The sequence below is a fragment of the Pseudomonas sp. B7(2017) genome (assembly GCF_002112745.1).
GTDB classification, from domain to species: Bacteria; Pseudomonadota; Gammaproteobacteria; order Pseudomonadales; family Pseudomonadaceae; genus Aquipseudomonas; species Aquipseudomonas ekonensis.
The window spans coordinates 727,897-747,380 of sequence record NZ_NEIP01000001.1; the positions used below are offsets into that span (position 1 = coordinate 727,897).

A 19,484-nucleotide genomic window follows, 5' to 3' on the forward strand; every position below is an offset into this window, starting at 1 on the left:
GCTGACGACAACCGGTCTGACCGGCCGCGGGTTACTGTGATTTCCTGACCCGCAGGTACCACTCGGAGAGCAGCCGTACCTGTTTGTCGGTGTAGCCGCGTTCGACCATCCTGGTGACGAAGTCGTTGTGCTTTTGCTGGTCCTCTTTGCTGGCCTTGGCGTTGAAGCTGATGACCGGCAGCAGGTCTTCGGTGTTCGAGAACATTTTCTTCTCGATGACCACCCGCAGTTTCTCGTAGCTGAGCCAGGTCGGGTTCTTGCCGTTGTTGTTGGCGCGGGCACGCAGCACGAAGTTGACGATCTCGTTGCGAAAATCCTTCGGATTGCTGATGCCGGCCGGTTTCTCGATCTTTTCCAGTTCCTCGTTGAGGGCGACGCGGTTGAGGATCTCGCCGGTTTCCGGATCGCGGTATTCCTGGTCCTGGATCCAGAAGTCCGCGTACAGCACGTAGCGGTCGAAGATGTTCTGGCCGTACTCGCTGTAGGACTCGAGGTAGGCGGTCTGGATCTCCTTGCCGATGAACTCGATGTAGCGCGGGGCGAGGTACTCCTTCAGGTAGCGCAGGTAGCGTTCGCGGGTCTCGGCCTGGAACTGTTCCTGTTCGATCTGCTGTTCCAGCACATAGAGCAGGTGCACCGGGTTGGCAGCGATCTCGTGCGGGTCGAAGTTGAACACCTTGGACAGGATCTTGAAGGCGAACCGGGTCGACAGGCCGTTCATGCCCTCGTCGACGCCCGCCGCATCGCGGTATTCCTGGATCGACTTGGCCTTCGGATCGGTGTCCTTGAGGTTTTCCCCGTCGTACACGCGCATCTTCGAGTAGATGTTGGAGTTCTCGGGCTCCTTGAGGCGTGACAGCACGGTGAACTGCGCGAGCATCTTGAGGGTGTCCGGCGCGCAGTGGGCCCGGGCCAGGGAGCTGTTGAACAGCAGCTTGTCGTAGATCTTCACCTCATCGCTGACCCGCAGGCAGTAAGGCACCTTGACGATGTAGATCCGGTCGATGAAGGCTTCGTTGTTCTTGTTGTTGCGGAAGGTGTGCCACTCCGATTCGTTGGAGTGGGCCAGCAGGATCCCGGTGAACGGAATCGCGCCCAGGCCTTCGGTGCTGTTGTAGTTGCCTTCCTGGGTGGCGGTCAGCAACGGGTGCAGCACCTTGATCGGCGCCTTGAACATCTCGACGAACTCCATCAGGCCCTGGTTGGCCCGGCACAGCGCCCCGGAATAGCTGTAGGCGTCGGCGTCGTTCTGCGGGAATTCCTCCAGCTTGCGGATATCGACCTTGCCCACCAGCGCGGAGATGTCCTGGTTGTTCTCGTCGCCCGGTTCGGTCTTGGCCACGGCGATCTGGTTGAGGATCGAGGGGTACAGCTTGACCACGCGGAACTGGCTGATGTCGCCGCCGAACTCGGCCAGGCGCTTGGTCGCCCAGGGCGACATGATGGTGTTCAGGTAGCGGCGGGGGATGCCGAAGTCCTCTTCGAGGATCGCGCCGTCTTCGGTGGCGTTGAACAGCCCCAGGGGCGATTCGAACACCGGCGAGCCCTTGATGGCATAGAAGGGCACCTTCTCCATCAGTTGCTTGAGCTTCTCGGCCAGGGACGACTTGCCGCCGCCCACCGGGCCGAGCAGGTAGAGGATCTGTTTCTTCTCTTCCAGGCCCTGGGCCGCATGGCGGAAGTACGACACGATCTGGTCGATGCATTCTTCCATCCCGTGGAAGTCCTCAAAGGCCGGATAGCGGCGGATCACCTTGTTGGAGAAGATGCGTGACAGCCTCGAATTGGTCGAGGTGTCGAGCAGCTCGGGTTCGCCGATGGCCAGCAACAGACGCTCGGCGGCGGAAACGTAGGCGCTGCGGTCCTTTTTGCACAGTTCCAGGTATTCCTGCAGCGAGAATTCTTCCTGGCGTGTGGACTCGAAGCGTTGTTGGAAGTGGCTAAAGATACTCATGACGTCACCTCGCTCGATACGTGGAGCCGACGCCGGATCACTCAGTCGATGCTGGCAAGCAGCCGCTTGAGCAGCTGTTGTTTACCCCCCAGAACTCTTCCGCGCCGACAACCGCGAAAGCTACTCCCGATGACCCGTGCGCCGGTGTACCGGCTCTCCCCTGTTTTGGATGGCCTGGGCTTAAGGATAGTTGGGAATTGGCGAGGTAAAGGCGAGATGCGTAATTAGTTGTGGCAGACCGTTCGTCCGCCACCGTGCAAGCCCGCGGGAGCCGGGGCTTGCAGGTTGCAAAAAAATTATTCGGCGGCGCCTTGGGCGGTTTCCGAAGGATAGGTCGCACGCCACAGCTCGAAGCCGCCGTCCAGGCTGTACACGTCGGAGAAGCCCTGGCCCACCAGGTAGGCGGCCGCGCTCTGGCTGGAGTTGCCGTGGTAGCAGACCACCACCGTCGGGGCGTCGAGGTCGGCGTTGCGGATGAAGTCGGCGACCGAGTGGTTGTCCAGGTGGTGCGATCCGGTGACGTGCCCGCTGGCGAAGGCTTGCGGGTCACGGATGTCGACCACCACGGCGCCTTGCTCGCGCAGGGCCTTGGCCTGTTCCGGGGGGATGCGTTTGAATTCGCTCATGGCGGGTTCCTGTGGTCCGGCGGGTGACGCAGTCTAGCGCGGGGCGCTGGCTGACGTGGAGTGGGGGATAAGGGGGGCGACGGTCGGCAGGGCGTTGCCGTGGTCGTCGCATTTGCACGACAGGCGCTCGCCGCTGTCGACGTTCATCAGGGTGAGGCTGCCGCCCCACACGCAACCGGTGTCGAGGGCGCAGATGCCGGGCTCGTGGACGATGCCTTCGAGCGCCGCCCAATGGCCGAAGATGATCCGCAGGCCGCGGGTCCGGCGCTCCTTGTGCTGGAACCAGGGCTTGTAGCCGGGCGGGGCGGTGTCCAGGCCTTCCTTGCTCTTGAGGTCGAGCTTGCCCTCGGGGGTGCAGAAGCGCATCCGGGTGAAATAGTTGGTGATCACCCGAAGGCGCGTCACGCCCTTGAGGCTGTTGTCCCATTTCGCCGGATCGTTGCCGTACATGCCGTCCAGGTAGGCGGGGAACAGGTTGTCGTCGCGCAGGGCCGACTCGACCTCTTCGGCGCACTTGAGCGCCTTGCGCAGCGACCACTGCGGCGGGATCCCGGCGTGCACCATGGCGATCTCGCGCCGCTCGTCGTAGTGCATCAGCTTCTGCCGGCGCAGCCAGTCCAGCAGCTCGGGGCCGTCGGGGGCTTCGAGGATCTCGCGCAGGGTGTCGCTCTTCTTCATGCGCTCGATGTTCTGGCCGGCGGCCAGCAAGTGCAGGTCATGGTTGCCCAGCACGCACACCAGCGAGTCGCGCAGCCCGTACAGGTAGCGCAGGGTCTCCAGGGACTGCGGGCCGCGGTTGACCAGATCGCCCACCAGCCACAGACGGTCCAGCGCCGGGTCGAAGGCGACCTGGCCGAGCAGGCACTTGAGCGGTTCGAGGCAGCCTTGCAGGTCGCCCACGGCGTAGGTCGCCATCAGTGCAGGGCTCCGGGCACGGCGAGGCGGAAAGGCTTGATGACGGCGTCGAAATGCTTGCCGTCGTCGGCGACCATTTCGTAGGAGCCCTGCATGGTGCCGACCTGGGTGGTCATCACCGTGCCGCTGCTGTAGGTGTGGCTCTGGCCCGCTTCGATCAGCGGTTGCTGGCCCACCACGCCGGCGCCGCGGACTTCCTCGACATGCCCGTCGCCATCGGTGATGACCCAGTGCCGCGACATCAGTCGGGCCGGCCGGTCGCCGTTGTTCTGCACGGTGATGGTGTAGGCGAAGGCGAAGCGGTCGTGCTCGGGTTGCGATTGGTCTGCCAGGTAGCGGGTGACCACGCTGACGTCGACCTGATAACGGGGATCGGACATGCAAAAGGCCTTAAGAGCGAAGCGCAACGCAGGGGTGCGGCTGATGGGGATTCAGTCTAGGCAAGTATCGGGCAACAGACCAGCGCGGCGGTTGCCCGATGACGCCGTCAGTCGGCCTTGGGCGGCTGCTGGGGTTTCTCGGCGAGCTGGTCGGCCAGGCGTACGAACGCCGCCAGGTCCAGTTGCTCGGGGCGCAGGCTGCCGTCGACGCCCGCCGCTTCGATCTCGGCGCTGGTGAGCAGTTGCTTGAGGGTGTTGCGCAGGGTCTTGCGGCGCTGGTTGAACGCTTCGCGCACCACGCGCTCGAGCAGCCGGTGATCCTTGGCCGGGTGCGGCAGCACGGCGTGGGGCACCAGGCGGACGATGGCCGAGTCGACCTTCGGCGGCGGGTTGAACGCGCCGGGGCCGACGTTGAACAGATGTTCGACCCGGCAATGGTACTGGACCATGATCGACAGGCGACCCCAGTCGCCGCCGCCGGGGCCTGCGGCCAGGCGCTCGACCACTTCCTTCTGCAGCATGAAGTGCATGTCGCGGATCAGGTGCGAGTTGTCCAGCAGGTGGAAAATCAGCGGGGTGGAGATGTTGTACGGCAGGTTGCCCACCACCCGCAGCGTGTTCGGCGCGGCGTTGAGGGTGTTGAAGTCGAACTTCAGCGCATCGCCCTGGTGCAGGTTGAAGTTGCTCTTGCCGGCGAACTGACTGTTGAGGATCGGGATCAGGTCCTTGTCCAGCTCGACCACGTCGAGCTGGGCGCCGGCGCCGAGCAGGCCTTCGGTCAATGCGCCCTGGCCCGGGCCGATCTCCAGCATGCGGTCTTCGGGCTTGGCGTGGATGGCGCGCAGGATGCGGTCGATGATGCCCGCATCGTGCAGGAAGTTCTGGCCAAAGCGTTTGCGCGCCTTGTGTTGGTATTGCTCGGTCATAAACGGGTCTCGGCCATCTGGTAGGCGGTTTCCAGGGCGACCTGCAGGCTGCCGGTGTCGATCCGGCCGCTGCCGGCCAGGTCCAGGGCGGTGCCGTGGTCGACGGAGGTGCGGATGATCGGCAGGCCCAGGGTCACATTGACCGCTGCGCCGAAGCCTTTGTACTTCAGCACGGGCAGGCCCTGGTCGTGGTACATCGCCAGCACCGCGTCGCAGTGCTCCAGATATTTGGGGGTGAACAGGGTGTCGGCCGGCAGCGGGCCGCGAAGGTCCATGCCTTCGCTGCGCAGACGCTCCAGCGTCGGTTCGATGATGTCGATTTCTTCATGGCCCAGGTGGCCGCCTTCGCCGGCGTGCGGGTTGAGCCCGCAGACCAGGATGCGCGGCCGGGCGATGCCGAACTTGTCTTGCAGGTCGGCGTGCAGGATCCGCGTGACCCGCTCCAGCCGCTGCGGCGTGATCGCGTCGGCGATCTCGCGCAGGGGCAGGTGGGTGGTGACCAGCGCCACGCGCAGGCCGCGGGTGGCGAGCATCATCACCACCTGGGCGGTGTGGGTCAGGTCGGCGAGGAATTCGGTGTGCCCGGAGAAGGCGATGCCGGATTCGTTGATCACGCCCTTGTGCACCGGGGCGGTGATCATCCCGGCGAAGTCGCCGTTCAGGCAGCCTTGGCCGGCGCGGGTCAGGGTTTCGAGGACGAACGCGGCGTTGGCCTTGTCCAGTTGCCCGGCGACCACCGGGGCGCTCAGCGGCGTGTCCCAGACGTACAGGCTGCCGGCCGGCGCCGGAGCGTCCGGCCAGTGGTCAGGGGTGACGGCCAGCACGTCGACGGCCAGCCCCAGCTGCGCGGCCCGCTCAAGGAGCAGGTCGCGGCTGGTGATGGCGATCAGGGGGTGCGGCTGGGCCTGCGAGGCGAGCAGCAGGCACAGGTCGGGACCGATGCCGGCCGGTTCGCCGGGTGTCAGCGCGAAACGCTTGGGTTTCACTGCGCTGCCTGGTCTGCGCCAGGGAGTTTGATTTCAACGTAGGCTTCGTCACGGATCTGACGCAGCCAGGTCTGCAGCTCTTCGTCGTACTTGCGGTTGCGCAGCACGGTCATCGCTTGCTGCTCCCGCGCCTGGGCGGTGCTGTCGGTGGCGCGGCGGCCAAGGACTTCCAGCACGTGCCAGCCGTACTGGGTCTGGAACGGCTTGGACAGCTGACCCTGCGGGGACTTGGCCATCACGGCGCGGAACTCCGGCACCAACGCGTTCGGGTCGATCCAGTTCAGGTCGCCGCCGTTGAGGGCGGAACCCGGGTCTTCCGAGTATTTCTTCGCCAGCTCGGCAAAGTCTTCGCCGGCTTCGATGCGGTTGTACAGCGACTGGGCCAGCTCTTTGGTCTTCGCCTCGTCACGGACCGGACTTGGCTTGACCAGGATGTGGCGCACATGCACTTCGTCGCGCACCTGGCCTTCGCCGCCGCGCTTCTCCAGCAGCTTCAGGATGATGAAGCCGCCCGGGGTGCGGGCCGGTTGGGTGATTTCGCCCGGCGACATGCTGCTCAGTTCGCGGTCGAACGGCGGCGGCAGCTGGGCGGCCTTGCGCCAGCCCATGTCGCCGCCTTCCAGCGCGTTGTCGCTGGCGGACTTGGCCACGGCCATCTGGCCGAAGTCGGCGCCTTGTTTGAGCTGCTGGTAAACGTCCATGGCCTGGCGGGCGGCGCTCTGAATCGCTTCGGAGTTGGCGCTTTCCGGGGTCGGGATCAGGATGTTGGCCAGGTGCAGCTCTTCGGAGAGCTGCATCTTGCCCAGGTCCGAGGCCAGGAAGTTCTTCACTTCCTGTTCCGACACCTGGATGCGTTCGGCCACACGGCGCTGACGCACGCGGCTGATGACCATCTCGCGGCGGATCTGGTCGCGGGCTTCGTCGTAGGACAGGCCGTCGCGGGACAGCGCGGCGCGGAACTGGTCCACGGTCATGTTGTTGCGCTGGGCGATGGTGCCTACGGCCTGGTTCAGCTCTTCGTCGGTGATGCGGATGCCGGAGCGTTCGCCGATCTGCAGTTGCAGGTTCTCGACGATCAGGCGTTCCAGCACTTGCTGGTCCAGCACGCCCGGAGGCGGCAGGCCGCCGCCGCGCTTGGCGATGGTTTTCTGCACCTCGTGGACGCGTTGGTCCAGCTGGCTCTGCATGACCACGTCGTTGTCGACGATGGCCACCACTTTATCGATGGACTGCACCGCGGCGCCGGCCGAAGTACCGAGGAACAGCGCGCCCAGCATCAGCGGGCGCAGACAATCAGAAAGCTTGGTCTTCACGTTGACGATAACCTTGGATGCCTTTGTCGAGGAAGCTCTCTACCTTGGTGCCTACGACACCGCCGAGGCCTTTCAGGACGATTTGGAGGAAGACGCCGTGGTCGCCTTTTTCGTTTTGCGGAGCCTGCTGACTGAACTCGTCGTAGGACACCCAGTAACGGTTGATCAGGCGCAGTTTCCAGCAGCAGTTGTCGTACTCGAAACCACCGAAGGCTTCCAGCGTGCGATTGCGGTTGTAGTCGTACTGCCAGCGGCTGATGGCGCTCCACTGCGGCACGATCGGCCAGATCGCCGAGAAGTCGTGCTGCTTGATCTTGTAGTAGTCCTTCACGTAGTTCGGATCGCCCGGTACGCCGTAGTCGCCGCCGCCCACCGACCATTTGCCGGTGTTCTGGTCGTAGCGGACCTGGTCGTTGCGGTAGCGGTAACCGAAGTTGACCACCTTGTTCGGGTTGTCTTCAGGCTGGTAGTGGAACATCGCGCTGCCCGAACGCGGGCTGCGGCTGTCCGGATCCCAGTTGTAGTCCGCGGTGGTGCGCCAGTCGCGGTTCCAGCGGTACTCGTATTCCAGCGCGTACGGCGAGACGTTGGAGTGCGCGTCGTCGCGGGTCTTGGCGTCGATGCCCGGCAGCTGGACTTCGCGATCCTTGAAGTAGAGGGCCTGGCCGACGCTGATGCGTTGACGCTCGAAGCCGTCGTCCTCGATCCAGCGGCTGGTCACGCCCAGCGACAGCTTGTTCTCGTCGCCGACGCGGTCGGCGCCGGAAAAGCGGTTGTCGCGGAACAGCGAGGCATAGTTGAACGTGTATTCGCTGGTGTCGAATACCGGGATGTCCTCTTGGTCGACCTCCGGTACGTAGAGGTAGAACAGGCGCGGTTCCAGGGTCTGGCGGTAGTTCTTGCCGAAGTAGGACGTGTCGCGGTCGAAGTACAGGCCGCTGTCGATGCTGGCGATCGGTACGCCGCGGTTCTGGTTGCTGCCGAACTTGCCGCCGAGGTACTTGGTGCCGGCAGCGGCTGCCGCCGCTTCCTGCTGCACGATCTGGTTCTTGCCGGTGCTGTCCAGGTCCAGCTGGTACTGGGTGTACTGGTACTTGAGCGATGGCTTGAGGAAACCATAGGTCCAGTTCAGCGGCAGGCTGACACCCGGCTTCAGGTTCAGGCGGTCGCCGTTGGCGCGGGCCAGGCCGGTAACGTTGTTGTCGAGACGGCTTTCGACGCTGCCGTCCTCGTTCACGAAGTTGCCGTTCTTCAGGTCACGGTCGAAGCGAACCAGCTCCGTCTCGTAGTCGAAGTCCAGGCCTTCCGGATGGTAAGGCAGCTGGCCGTTGAAGGTGATCTGCGGCAGGCGGTCATACGGCGTGATGTTCGACACGGTCGCCAGTTGGTAAGCCTGGGCGTTCAACCGGGCGGTGTAGCTGTCGCCGCGGTAGGTGACCGAGCCTTGCTGGTTCACGTAGTCGGCGCTCTTCACGCCGATCTGGTCGGTTTCCAGGTCTTGGAAGTAGTACGGGTCGCTGATCTTGGTGTAGTCGACCTGGGTGAACACGCGGGAGTCGAGACCGCCCTTGTGCTGCCAGTTGTACATGTACCGGTTCTTCTGGTAGTCGGTCTGCTTGCTGCGGTCGGTGTCCTCGTCATTGAGGTACGCCGCACCGAACTGCCCTTCGCTGGACTTGGTCAGGTAGCGGAACTCGCCTTCCATCAGCAAGCCGCGCTTGGCCATGTAGCGTGGGTACAACGTGGCGTCGTAGTTCGGCGCCAGGTTGAAGTAGTACGGGGTGACCAGCATGAAGCCGGTGTCGCTGCTGGTGCCGATGCTCGGCGGCAGGAAGCCCGACTGGCGGCGGTCGTCGATCGGGAAGTAGATGTACGGGGTGTACAGGACCGGAATGTCCTTGACCCGCAGCGTCACGTTGGTCGCGGTGCCGAAGCCGGTGGCCGGGTTCAGGGTGATGTTGTTGCCCTTGAGCTGCCAGGCGTTGCTGTTCGGTTCGCACGTGGTGTACGTGCCGTCCTTGAGGCGGATGATCGCGTTCTCGGCCCGTTTGGCGTACAGCGCGTTGCCGCGGATGCGCGACTTGTGCATCACGTACTCGGCGTTGTCGACCTTCGCTTCACCGGTGTCCAGCTGCACGTCGGCGTGGTCGCCGACGATCAGCGCGCCGTTGTCGCGGATGCGCACGTTGCCCGCCAGTTCGCCGCGGCTCTCGGCCTGGTACAGGTTGGCCTCGTCGGCCTCGACCTGCATGCTGCCCTGACGCATGACCACGTCGCCGGCCAGGCTCGCGACCTGCGAATCCTGCTGGTAGCGGGAGGCCTTGGCGCCGATGAAGGTCGGTGCGTCACTTTTGTTCGTCTTGTCATTCATGCCAGGACGAATCGGTTCGATATAGGAACCAGAGCAGTAAGGACCTGTCTCGGCCAGTTGGGCGGCGGTGAGCTTCTCGCGCGGCACCCAGTCGAGGTGACTGTAGTCTTCGCTGCGGGATTTCAGGCCACGGCCCTTGGACTCGGTGACGAGCACGGGTTTGGGGCCGGTGTCCTGGCTGGCGCCGCTTTCGGCCGGCGCTTCGCCGGCGGCGCTGACGGCGCTGCCGTCATGCACCGGACGCGGCGGCAAGGCAGCGGCCGTGGACTTGGGCGCACAGGCCCAGCCGCCCGACTCCGAGACGGAGCAGTCATACTGCTCGGCCGCGGTGACGAAGGAACTGGCCAGAGGTTGCATGGCCAGCAGGCTGCCGGTCATCAACAACGGAAATTTTTTACGAAACGCGGGGGATTTCAATGCCATCTTATTAGTCCGGGCTTCCTGCGTGCCATCTGCCCGCGGTGTGGGCCGCACGCCTCTCGATGGTCTGAAAAAGATGCTGGATAATAAAGCATGACCCGCTTGACGGCTAGCGCCGTCGGAGACCCTTGCAATGCCTGACCAAGATGTACGCTTGCAACACCTGAAAGTTTGGCTCGACGAACAGCTGGCGACGCTTTTCGCCGAGCAGCAGTGGGGCGCCGTCCCCCCGGCCACCTTGACCGCGGCCAGCAGCGACGCGAGTTTCCGCCGTTATTTCCGCTGGGAAGGCGCCGGGCGCAGCTTCATCGTGATGGACGCCCCGCCGCCCCAGGAAAACTGCAAACCCTTCGTGGATATCGCGTTTCTGCTGGCCAAATCCGGCATCAACGTGCCGAAAATTTATGCGCAGGACCTGGAACGCGGCTTCCTTTTACTCAATGACCTGGGTAACAAGACCTATCTGGACGTGATCGGCAGCGACAACGCCGACGCGCTTTTCGACGATGCCCTGAAGGCGCTGCTGGCGTTTCAGCAGTTGCCGATGGTGGCGCCGCTGCCCAGTTACGATGTCGCTTTGCTCACGCGCGAGCTGGAGCTGTTCCCGGAGTGGTACGTCAAGCGCGAGCTGGGCATCGAGTTCGATCCGGCCCAGCAACGGCAGTGGCAGCAGGTCAGCGAGCTGCTGATCGACAGCGCCCTGGCCCAGCCCAAGGTGCTGGTGCATCGCGACTACATGCCGCGCAACCTGATGCTCAGCGAGCCGAACCCCGGCGTGCTGGATTTCCAGGACGCCGTGTACGGCCCGGTGACCTACGACGTGACCTGCCTGTTCAAGGATGCCTTCCTCAGCTGGCCGCCGGAGCGTGTGCGCGGCTGGCTGCATGGCTACTGGCAACAGGCCTCGGCGCTGAACATTCCGGTGCAGCCGGATTTCGAGGCGTTCCTGCGTGCCAGCGACCTGATGGGGGTGCAGCGCCACCTCAAGGTCATCGGCATCTTCGCCCGCATCTGCCACCGTGACGGCAAGCCGCGCTACCTGACCGATGTGCCGCGCTTCTTCGCCTATATAGATGAAGTGATCGCCCGCCGTCCGGAGCTTGAGCCGTTGCAGGCGCTGCTCGTCAGCCTGCGTGCCGGGGTGAATGCATGAAGGCGATGATTCTGGCGGCAGGCAAGGGCGAGCGCATGCGCCCGCTGACCCTGACCACCCCCAAGCCGCTGGTGCGCGCCGGCGGCATCCCGCTGATCGAGTACCACCTGCACGCCCTGGCGGCGGCCGGTTTCGATGACATCGTGATCAACCACGCCTGGCTCGGCCAGCAGATCGAGGACTACCTGGGCGACGGCTCGCGCTACGGCGTGCGCATCCGCTATTCGCCGGAAGGCGAGCCGCTGGAGACCGGCGGCGGGATATTCCGGGCGTTGCCGCTGCTGGGCGACGAGGCGTTCCTGGTGGTCAACGGCGACATCTGGACGGACTACGACTTCAGCGTGCTGCATCAGCCGATCGCCGGTCTGGCGCACCTGGTGCTGGCGGACAACCCGGCCCATCACCCGGCCGGCGATTTCGTCCTCGACAACGGGCGTGTCCAGGATGGACGGCCACAGGCGCGGACCCTGACCTACAGCGGCATCGCCGTCCTGCACCCGCAGCTGTTCGACGGCTGCGGGGCGGGCGCGTTCAAGCTCGCGCCGCTGCTGCGCGACGCCATGGCGCGCGGCCAGGTGACGGGCGAACGGCTGAAGGGGCAGTGGGTGGATGTCGGCACCCATGAACGTCTGGCCGAAGCCGAAAAACTGATAGAAGCGAGCCGTTGATATGTTGTGGCCAGGGACTCTGATTGGAGCCGGAGCGGGTTTTGCGATCGCCAGCATTCCGGGGGCCATGCTTGGGGCGTTGTTGGGGCAAGCGCTGGATCGGCGCCTGCACCTGCAGAGCTGGGGACATTTGCGCGAACGGCTCGGCGGCAGGCCGATGCTGCGCAACGATGAATTGCTGTTCGTGCTGCTGGGGCGTCTGGCCAAGAGCGACGGGCGCGTCACCGACGGGCATATCCAGCAGGCACGCCACGAAATGCGTGCGCTGGACATGGGCGAACCGGCCCAGCGCCGGGCGATCGCCGCGTTCAACCGCGGCAAGTCCGGCAACGACAACCTGCGCAGCTATCTGCGGCGGCTGGGGGCCCAGCCCCATGCGGCCGAAGGCGTGCTGCGCGCGTGTTGGCGGATGGTCTGGGCCGACGGCCGGGCCGGCGTGAGCGAGCGCGAACTGTTGGCGCAGTGGGGCAAGTGGCTGGGCTGGACGACGCATCAGGTGCAGGCGCTGGCGACGGACTACGAGCCGCACAAGCGGCCCATCGTCAGTGCAGCGGTGAGCTATCAGGAAGCGATGCGCCTGCTCGGGGTGTCGGCGACCAGCGAGCCGGCGCAGATCAAGCGGGCGTACCGGCGGCTGCTCAGCCGCCATCACCCGGACAAGGTCGCCGGCAGCGGCGCGACGCCTGCGCAAGTGCGTGAAGCCACGGAGAAGACCCGCGAACTGCACACCGCCTACACCTTGATCCGTGAGCGGCGGGATTTTCGCTAGGCACGGTGTTCCGGGGTGTTTGGATCAGTCGAATCGCGAGCAGGCTCGCTCCTACAGTTGACCGTGTTCAAACTGTAGGAGCGAGCCTGCTCGCGATGGGTTCGACGGGTTCTCTCAGTCCGCGCTCTGCGGATTCAGCCAGCCCTTCACCCGACGGAACAGTTGTTCCTGCTCGGCCTTCTTGTCCGGCAGCGCCTTGAGCCCCACCTGGCTGAACGCCGAGGTCTTCAGGCGTTTGCTGGCTTGCAGGCGCTCCAGAGCCGCGTTGCGGTCCGGCGCCTTGTCCATGTAGTAGAGGTCGGCCGTCGGCAGTTTCAGGGTCGGCGTCAGTTCCGCCAGCTCAGGCTTGGCCTTGAGAGGTGCCTGGGCGGCGACCATCACCAGTTTTTCCACTTGCGCGGTCTGCCGTTCGCTCAGGTAGCGCGCCGCCCAATAGGCGCCGGTGCCGTGGCCGAGCACGACGACGCTGCGGGCGCTCTGCTGTTCGGCGTAGGCGATGGCGGCGTCGATGCGGGCGAAGATCCGCTCGGCGTCGGCCTTGGCCTGCTCTTCGGTGGTTTCGGCGACGACCTTGTCGGCCACCTCGGCCTCGCCGCCGGCGGCCTGTTCGATCGGCTCGGCGGTGGTGGAGTCCTTGCTGCCGGGATCGGCGGCTTTCGGCGCCGCCGGCGCTTCGGCGGTGCGCGGCGCGATGGCGTCGCCTTGCAGGTCCGGCAGGGTGATGCTGAGGCTGCTCCACTGCGCATCCGGCAGCTTCTGCCGCAGCGGCGCGATCGCCTGGGGCCAGTCGGCGGTTTCGCCGGCGCCGGGGACGATGATCACCGCACCTTTGGGTTCGGCGGTATTGGCGGGTTTCCACAGGGCGAGGAAACTGTCGCCACCGGCCTGCAACTGCTGCTGTTCCTGCGCCGGAACCTTGCGTTCGAGTGCCGCCGACTCTTCCTGACTACGCTCAGGCAGTGGCTGGCGTTCGGCCGGCTTCTCGCCGGCAGGTTGTTCTGCCTGGGCGGCAGGGGCCGGATCGGCGGCTTCGACAGAAAACGCACAAGGCAGGATCAGCGACAGGCACAATGCTGGCATTGCCAGGCGGTAGACAGGGGGCATCGGTTATTCCAGGCCAGAAAGTATCCCGGCAGCCTAATGGGTTGGTCAGAATTTGTCAGTGTACGAGACTTCGATGATGCGATTTTGCTGCCTGTGGGTTATCGGCTGTTTGTGGTTTCCCTTGATGGGCTGGGCCGCGCCTGCGCCCACGGCCCCTGTCGCGCAGTTGACGGCCGGCGAGCGGCAATGGCTGGCGCAGCACCGCGAGCTGCGGGTCGGCCTGGTGCTGCAGGCGCCGTATGCGCAGTACGACCGGCGCCTGCAGCGGTTGTCCGGGCCCAACGTCGACCTGATGAACTGGCTGGCCAAGGCCCTCGACGTCGAACTGACCTGGCGTAACTTCCCTGACCTGGCGCAGTTGGAGGCCGCCGCCCAGGACGGCGAGATCGACATCGCGCCGGGCCTGACCCAGACGCCGGCTGCGCTGCGCCTGTGGCAGTTCTCCGATCCGTACATGCGCGTGCCGCAACTGGTGGTCAGCGACCAGAAGGCCGGCGGCACGGTGGAGTTGGAGAAGCTCGACAGCCAGACCCGCGTCGCCGTGCGCATGCCGAGCGTGACGGCGGACTATCTGCGCAGCAACTACCCGCACCTCAACCTGCAAGGCGTGCCGATGGAGCGTCAGGCCCTGCAATTGCTGCTCAGCCAGCAGGCCGGCTACGCGGTGGTCGACGAGGCGCAGCTGGGGCGCCTGTCGGTGGAGCCGGAGTTCTCCGGTCTGGTGGTGGTCGGCGACATCGGCCTGCCGCAATTGCTGCGGGTGGCCACGCGCCGGGACTGGCCGGAGCTGGCCGGCATTGTCGAAAGCGCGCTTCGGGCGGTCCCGGCCAAGGATCTGGAGCGTCTGCACAGCCGCTGGCTGCAGCCCAAGTATCCGCGGCTGACGGAGTCGCCGGGGTTCTGGCAGAACCTGAGCCTGCTGTTCGCGGTGCTGCTGCTCATCTGCGCGGCCCTGGTGGCCTGGCAGCGGCGCCAGCAGCACAGCCTCGAACAGCGCCTGCTGGCCGCACGGGAGGACATCGCCCTGCGCGCCGCCAGCGAAGAGGCCCTGCGCCTGACCCAGTTCTCCATCGACCAAAGCACCGTCGGCATCCTCTGGGTCAACTGGGACAGCCATGTGCGCTACGCCAACCGGGCGGCGGAGACCATGCTCGGCTATCCGCCGGGCGGGATCATCGAGCGTCCCCTGATCGACTTCGAACCGGGCCTGCACATGGATCGTTGGCTGAACCTGTGGAAGCGCGCCAGGACCCGCGAGGAAGAACCGCTGAGCTTCGAAAGCCTGTGCGTGCGGGCCGACGGCAGCGTGCTGCCGGCGGATGTGTCGCTGAGTTTCCTCAGGTTCCGCGACAGCGAGTACCTGGTGGTCTACCTCACCGACGTCACCGAACGCCGCCGGGCCCTGGCGGCCTTGCAGGAAAGCGAAGCGCGGCTCAAGGGCATCGCTGCCAACGTGCCGGGCCTGGTGTTCCGGCTGGAGCGGGCGCCGGTGACCGGGCAAATCGATTTCGCCTACATCAGCGAAGGCAGCGAGACCCTGGTGGGCTACGCCCCGGCCGCCATCGCCCACCGCGACATGGGCCTGCGCAGCCTGGTGCATCCGGATGACCGGGCCAGCTATCACCAGACCCAGGACCGCGCCCTGGACACCGACAGCGACTGGTCGTGGCAGGGCCGCATCCTCACCCGCCAGGGCGAGCAGCGCTGGGCCGAGATCAAGGCGATCACCCGTCGACTGGAGGACGGTGCCTACGTCTGGGACGGCATCGTCTGGGACATCAGCGAAAGCAAGCGCATCGAACTGGAGCTGGCGGCTTCCCGCGAGCAGCTGCGTGAACTGTCGGCGCACCTTGAGAGCGTGCGCGAAGAGGAAAAGGCGCGCATCGCCCGGGAAGTGCACGATGAGCTGGGGCAAATGCTCACGGTGCTGAAACTGGAGACATCGATGTGCGAACTGGCCTACGCGCAGCTCGACCCTGGCCTGCACGAACGCCTGAACAGCATGAAGCGCCTGATCGCCCAGCTGTTCCAGTTGGTGCGCGACGTGGCGACGGCGCTGCGCCCGCCGATCCTCGACGCCGGGATCGCGTCGGCCATCGAGTGGCAGGCCCGGCGCTTCGAGGCGCGCACCCAGATCCCGTGCCTGGTGCAAGTGCCGGACAACCTGCCGGCCCTCAGCGACGCCAAGGCCGTCGGCCTGTTCCGGATCCTCCAGGAGGCGCTGACCAATGTCATGCGCCATGCCCAGGCGCATACTGTGGAAGTGACGCTGGCCCTTGAAGGCGACGAACTGTGTCTGACGGTCAGTGACGATGGCGTAGGATTTGTCGCCGCAGCCGGCCGGCCGACATCGTTCGGCCTGGTGGGCATGCGCGAGCGGGTGTTGATCATGGGCGGCAGCCTGCAGCTCGACAGCGAGCCGGGAGAGGGCACCAGCCTGGTGGTGCGGGTGCCGGTGAATGAGGCCTGACGGTGCGGCGCCTTGTCCGCGAATGAAATGGGCTCTGAAACAACAAGAATGGAGAGCGACGTGATCCGTGTACTGGTAGCCGAAGACCACACCATCGTGCGCGAGGGCATCAAGCAATTGATCGGCCTGGCCAAAGACCTGCAGGTGGCGGGGGAGGCGAGCAATGGCGAACAGTTGCTCGACACCCTGCGCAACGTGCCGTGCGAGGTGGTGCTGCTGGACATCTCGATGCCGGGCGTCAACGGCCTGGAGGCGATTCCGCGGATCCGTGCGCTGAACAACCCGCCGGCGATCCTGGTGCTGTCGATGCACGACGAGGCGCAGATGGCCGCCCGGGCGCTGAAGGTCGGCGCCGCCGGCTACGCCACCAAGGACAGCGACCCGTCGCTGCTGCTGACCGCCATCCGCAAGGTCGCGGCGGGCGGGCGCTACATCGACCCGGAACTGGCCGACCGCATGGTCTTCGAAGTCGGCCTGACCGATGCCCGGCCGTTGCATTCCTTGCTGTCGGAGCGCGAATTCTCCGTGTTCGAACGCCTGGCCCAGGGCGCCAACGTCAACGACATCGCCCAACAACTGGCCTTGAGCAGCAAGACCATCAGCACCCACAAGGCGCGGCTGATGCAGAAGCTCAACATCACCTCCCTCGCTGAACTTGTGAAGTACGCCATGGAACACAAGCTGCTCTGACCTTTGCTGTTTTGCGGCAGCCGCTATCGCCAGCAGGCTGGCTCCCACAGGGGGTTTGGTTGAACGCAACGTTTGCGGTCACTGTAGAACCCTGTGGGAGCGGGCTTGCCCGCGAAGGGGCCGTCACATTCAACACCCATGCTGGCAGGTCCGACGCTTTCGCGGGCAAGCCCGCTCCCACAAGGAAAGGTGTCGGCATATCCATCCGCGACACGGCCCCTGCCCGCACTGGCGGCACGTAGCTGCAAGCGTGCCGCTGCATTTGCCCAAACGCGCCATCCTTGTAGGGCGATCCCTACCCCCAACCTTCCATCCGGCTGAGGCGAATCTCTCCTGCACCCCGATTTGCGCGGCTGGGGACAGCCACTAGGCTTAAGCCCACAGCAGTCATCAACAACAAAGGTGCGGGTATGAGCCAGGTCGAAACAAACGCAGGGGCCAGCGATGTGCTGGTCAGCTTTCGTGGAGTGCAGAAGAGCTACGACGGCGAGAACCTGATCGTCAAAGACCTCAACCTGGACATCCGCAAAGGCGAGTTCCTGACCCTGCTCGGGCCGTCCGGGTCGGGCAAGACCACCAGCCTGATGATGCTCGCCGGCTTCGAGACGCCGACCGCCGGGGAAATCCTGCTGGCGGGCCGTGCGATCAACAACGTGCCGCCGCACAAGCGCGACATCGGCATGGTGTTCCAGAACTACGCCCTGTTCCCGCACATGACCGTGGCCGAGAACCTGGCGTTCCCCTTGACCGTGCGCGGCCTGAACAAGAGCGACGTCACCGACAAGGTGAAGAAGGCCTTGGGCATGGTGCAGCTCGATGCGTTCGCCCAACGCTATCCGGGGCAGTTGTCCGGCGGCCAGCAGCAGCGTGTGGCCCTGGCCCGCGCCTTGGTGTTCGAGCCGCAATTGGTGCTGATGGACGAACCTCTGGGCGCCCTCGACAAACAGCTGCGCGAACACATGCAGATGGAGATCAAGCACCTGCACCAGCGCCTCGGCGTGACCGTGGTCTACGTGACCCACGACCAGGGCGAAGCCCTGACCATGTCTGACCGCGTCGCGGTGTTCCACCAGGGCGAGATCCAGCAGATCGCGCCGCCGCGCACCCTCTACGAAGAGCCGAAGAACACCTTCGTCGCCAACTTCATCGGCGAGAACAACCGCCTCCACGGCCGACTGGTCAGCCAGGACGGTGAGCGCTGCGTGGTCGAGCTCGGCCGCGGGGAGAAGGTCGAGGCGCTGGCGGTCAACGTCGGCCAGAGCGGCGAGCCGGTGACCCTGTCGATCCGTCCGGAGCGGGTGAGCCTCAACGACTCCAGCGACCGCTGCGTCAACCGCTTCTCCGGACGGGTGGCCGAATTCATCTACCTGGGCGACCACGTCCGGGTGCGCCTGGAAGTCTGCGGCAAGACCGACTTCTTCGTGAAACAGCCGATCGCCGAGCTCGATCCTGCGCTCAGCGTCGGCGACGTGGTGCCGCTCGGCTGGCAGGTCGAGCACGTCCGCGCGCTCGACCCTCTTCAAGAGGCGCATTGATCGCCCCCGCAACACCAACACCAACCTGCACGTGGAGAGAACAATAAATGTTGAGATCCCTGAAGTTCACCGCCCTGACCCTGGGCCTGATGGGTGCGGCAAGCGCCATGGCCGCAGGTCCCGACCTGACGGTGGTGTCGTTTGGCGGTGCGAACAAGGCCGCGCAAGTCAAAGCCTTCTACGCCCCGTGGGAAGCGGCGGGCAACGGCAAGATCGTCGCCGGCGAGTACAACGGCGAGATGGCCAAGGTCAAGGCCATGGTCGACACCAAGAGCGTGTCGTGGGACCTGGTGGAGGTCGAGTCGCCGGAGCTGTCCCGCGGTTGCGACGAAGACATGTTCGAGCAGCTCGACCCTGCGCTGTTCGGCAAGGGCGAAGACTACGTCAAGGGCGCGATCCAGCCGTGCGGCGTCGGCTTCTTCGTGTGGTCGACCGTGCTGGCCTACAACGCCGACAAGCTCAAGACCGCACCGACCAGCTGGGCCGATTTCTGGGACACCAAGAAATTCCCGGGCAAGCGCGGCCTGCGCAAGGGCGCCAAGTACACCCTCGAATTCGCTCTGATGGCCGACGGCGTCGCGCCCAAGGACGTCTACAAGGAGCTGGCCAGCAAGAACGGCCAGGATCGTGCCTTCAAGAAACTGGACGAGCTGAAGCCGAACATCCAGTGGTGGGAAGCCGGCGCCCAGCCGCCGCAGTACCTGGCCTCCGGTGACGTGGTCATGAGCTCGGCCTACAACGGCCGGATCGCGGCGGTGCAGAAGGAATCCAACCTCAAGGTCGTATGGAACGGCGGCATCTACGACTTCGACGCCTGGGCCATCCCGAAAGGCCTGGACAAGGCCCGCGCGGAAGCGGCGAAGAAGTTCATCGCGTTCTCGGTGCAGCCGCAGCAGCAGAAGACCTACTCGGAAAACATCGCCTACGGTCCGGCCAATACCCAGGCAGTGCCGCTGCTGGCCAAGGATGTCCTGAAGGACATGCCGACCACCCCGGAAAACATCGCCAACCAGGTGCAGATCGACGTCAGCTTCTGGGCTGACAACGGCGAGCAGCTGGAGCAGCGCTTCAACTCCTGGGCAGCGAAGTAACACGCCCCGCAGGGGTGGGTTCGCCCCCACTCCTGCGGGAGCGAGCCTGCCCGCGAAAGCGCTCGTCCGGTCAGCCTGAAAGTTGTACGTGCTGACCTCTTCGCGAGCAGGCT

16 protein-coding genes are annotated in these 19,484 nt (G+C 65.2%); 7 read left to right on the plus strand and 9 right to left on the minus strand.

Features of this window, described 5'->3' with window-relative positions:
• Positions 1–31: 31 nt before the first annotated feature.
• The 8 genes from CAG29_RS03370 to CAG29_RS03405 form a co-directional block, all read right to left on the minus strand.
• Positions 32–1,954 carry a PrkA family serine protein kinase gene (locus tag CAG29_RS03370; RefSeq protein WP_085586276.1) on the minus strand — a complete coding sequence of 641 codons (1,923 nt, stop codon included), beginning with the start codon at positions 1,952–1,954 and terminating at the stop codon, positions 32–34.
• A 296-nt stretch (positions 1,955–2,250) separates the two neighbouring features.
• On the minus strand, positions 2,251–2,580 hold the full coding sequence (gene glpE, locus CAG29_RS03375) for a thiosulfate sulfurtransferase GlpE (RefSeq protein ID WP_085586274.1): 330 nt from the start codon (positions 2,578–2,580) through the stop codon (positions 2,251–2,253).
• Between the two features lie 33 nt (positions 2,581–2,613).
• Complete coding sequence (locus CAG29_RS03380) at positions 2,614–3,495, minus strand: symmetrical bis(5'-nucleosyl)-tetraphosphatase (RefSeq protein WP_085586272.1); 882 nt, start codon at positions 3,493–3,495, stop codon at positions 2,614–2,616.
• Positions 3,495–3,875, minus strand: coding sequence for a Co2+/Mg2+ efflux protein ApaG (apaG, locus tag CAG29_RS03385; protein ID WP_085586270.1), 381 nt, complete (start codon positions 3,873–3,875; stop codon positions 3,495–3,497). The genes CAG29_RS03380 and apaG overlap by 1 nt, the downstream gene beginning before the upstream one ends.
• Positions 3,876–3,982: 107 nt before the next feature.
• Positions 3,983–4,801, minus strand: coding sequence for a 16S rRNA (adenine(1518)-N(6)/adenine(1519)-N(6))-dimethyltransferase RsmA (rsmA, locus tag CAG29_RS03390; RefSeq protein WP_085586268.1), 819 nt, complete (start codon positions 4,799–4,801; stop codon positions 3,983–3,985).
• Positions 4,798–5,787 (minus strand): 4-hydroxythreonine-4-phosphate dehydrogenase PdxA, encoded by a 990-nt coding sequence (gene pdxA / locus CAG29_RS03395; protein WP_085629942.1) that lies wholly within the window; start codon positions 5,785–5,787, stop codon positions 4,798–4,800. Before pdxA ends, rsmA begins: the two co-directional genes overlap by 4 nt.
• On the minus strand, positions 5,784–7,100 hold the full coding sequence (surA, locus tag CAG29_RS03400) for a peptidylprolyl isomerase SurA (RefSeq protein ID WP_139831412.1): 1,317 nt from the start codon (positions 7,098–7,100) through the stop codon (positions 5,784–5,786). The genes pdxA and surA overlap by 4 nt, the downstream gene beginning before the upstream one ends.
• A complete protein-coding gene (locus CAG29_RS03405; protein ID WP_085636824.1) occupies positions 7,081–9,894 on the minus strand; it encodes an LPS-assembly protein LptD in 2,814 nt (937 codons plus the stop codon). Before CAG29_RS03405 ends, surA begins: the two co-directional genes overlap by 20 nt.
• A gap of 130 nt (positions 9,895–10,024) precedes the next feature.
• Between CAG29_RS03405 and CAG29_RS03410 the strand changes: the two genes are divergently transcribed.
• From CAG29_RS03410 to CAG29_RS03420, 3 genes are read left to right on the plus strand one after another with little or no spacing between them, the layout of a single operon-like run.
• Complete coding sequence (locus CAG29_RS03410; RefSeq protein WP_085586260.1) at positions 10,025–11,044, plus strand: aminoglycoside phosphotransferase family protein; 1,020 nt, start codon at positions 10,025–10,027, stop codon at positions 11,042–11,044.
• On the plus strand, positions 11,041–11,712 hold the full coding sequence (gene murU / locus CAG29_RS03415; protein ID WP_085693863.1) for an N-acetylmuramate alpha-1-phosphate uridylyltransferase MurU: 672 nt from the start codon (positions 11,041–11,043) through the stop codon (positions 11,710–11,712). Before CAG29_RS03410 ends, murU begins: the two co-directional genes overlap by 4 nt.
• Before the next feature lies 1 nt (position 11,713).
• Positions 11,714–12,481, plus strand: a complete 768-nt coding sequence (locus tag CAG29_RS03420; RefSeq protein WP_085586256.1) for a TerB family tellurite resistance protein — start codon at positions 11,714–11,716, stop codon at positions 12,479–12,481.
• A gap of 114 nt (positions 12,482–12,595) precedes the next feature.
• On the opposite strand, the gene CAG29_RS03425 is transcribed toward CAG29_RS03420, so the two are convergent.
• Positions 12,596–13,585, minus strand: a complete 990-nt coding sequence (locus tag CAG29_RS03425) for an alpha/beta hydrolase family protein (RefSeq protein WP_085586254.1) — start codon at positions 13,583–13,585, stop codon at positions 12,596–12,598.
• 73 nt (positions 13,586–13,658) lie between these two features.
• On the opposite strand from CAG29_RS03425, the gene CAG29_RS03430 reads away from it, so the two are divergent.
• From CAG29_RS03430 to CAG29_RS03445, 4 genes are all read left to right on the plus strand, one after another.
• Positions 13,659–16,055: a PAS domain S-box protein gene (locus CAG29_RS03430; protein ID WP_085693864.1), complete on the plus strand. Its 2,397-nt coding sequence runs from the start codon at positions 13,659–13,661 to the stop codon at positions 16,053–16,055.
• Positions 16,056–16,103: 48 nt separating this feature from the next.
• A complete protein-coding gene (locus CAG29_RS03435) occupies positions 16,104–16,745 on the plus strand; it encodes a response regulator transcription factor (RefSeq protein ID WP_170929946.1) in 642 nt (213 codons plus the stop codon).
• A 410-nt stretch (positions 16,746–17,155) separates the two neighbouring features.
• Positions 17,156–18,280 (plus strand): ABC transporter ATP-binding protein, encoded by a 1,125-nt coding sequence (locus tag CAG29_RS03440; RefSeq protein ID WP_085693865.1) that lies wholly within the window; start codon positions 17,156–17,158, stop codon positions 18,278–18,280.
• Positions 18,281–18,327: 47 nt separating this feature from the next.
• A complete protein-coding gene (locus CAG29_RS03445; protein ID WP_085586248.1) occupies positions 18,328–19,371 on the plus strand; it encodes an ABC transporter substrate-binding protein in 1,044 nt (347 codons plus the stop codon).
• Positions 19,372–19,484: the final 113 nt, after the last annotated feature.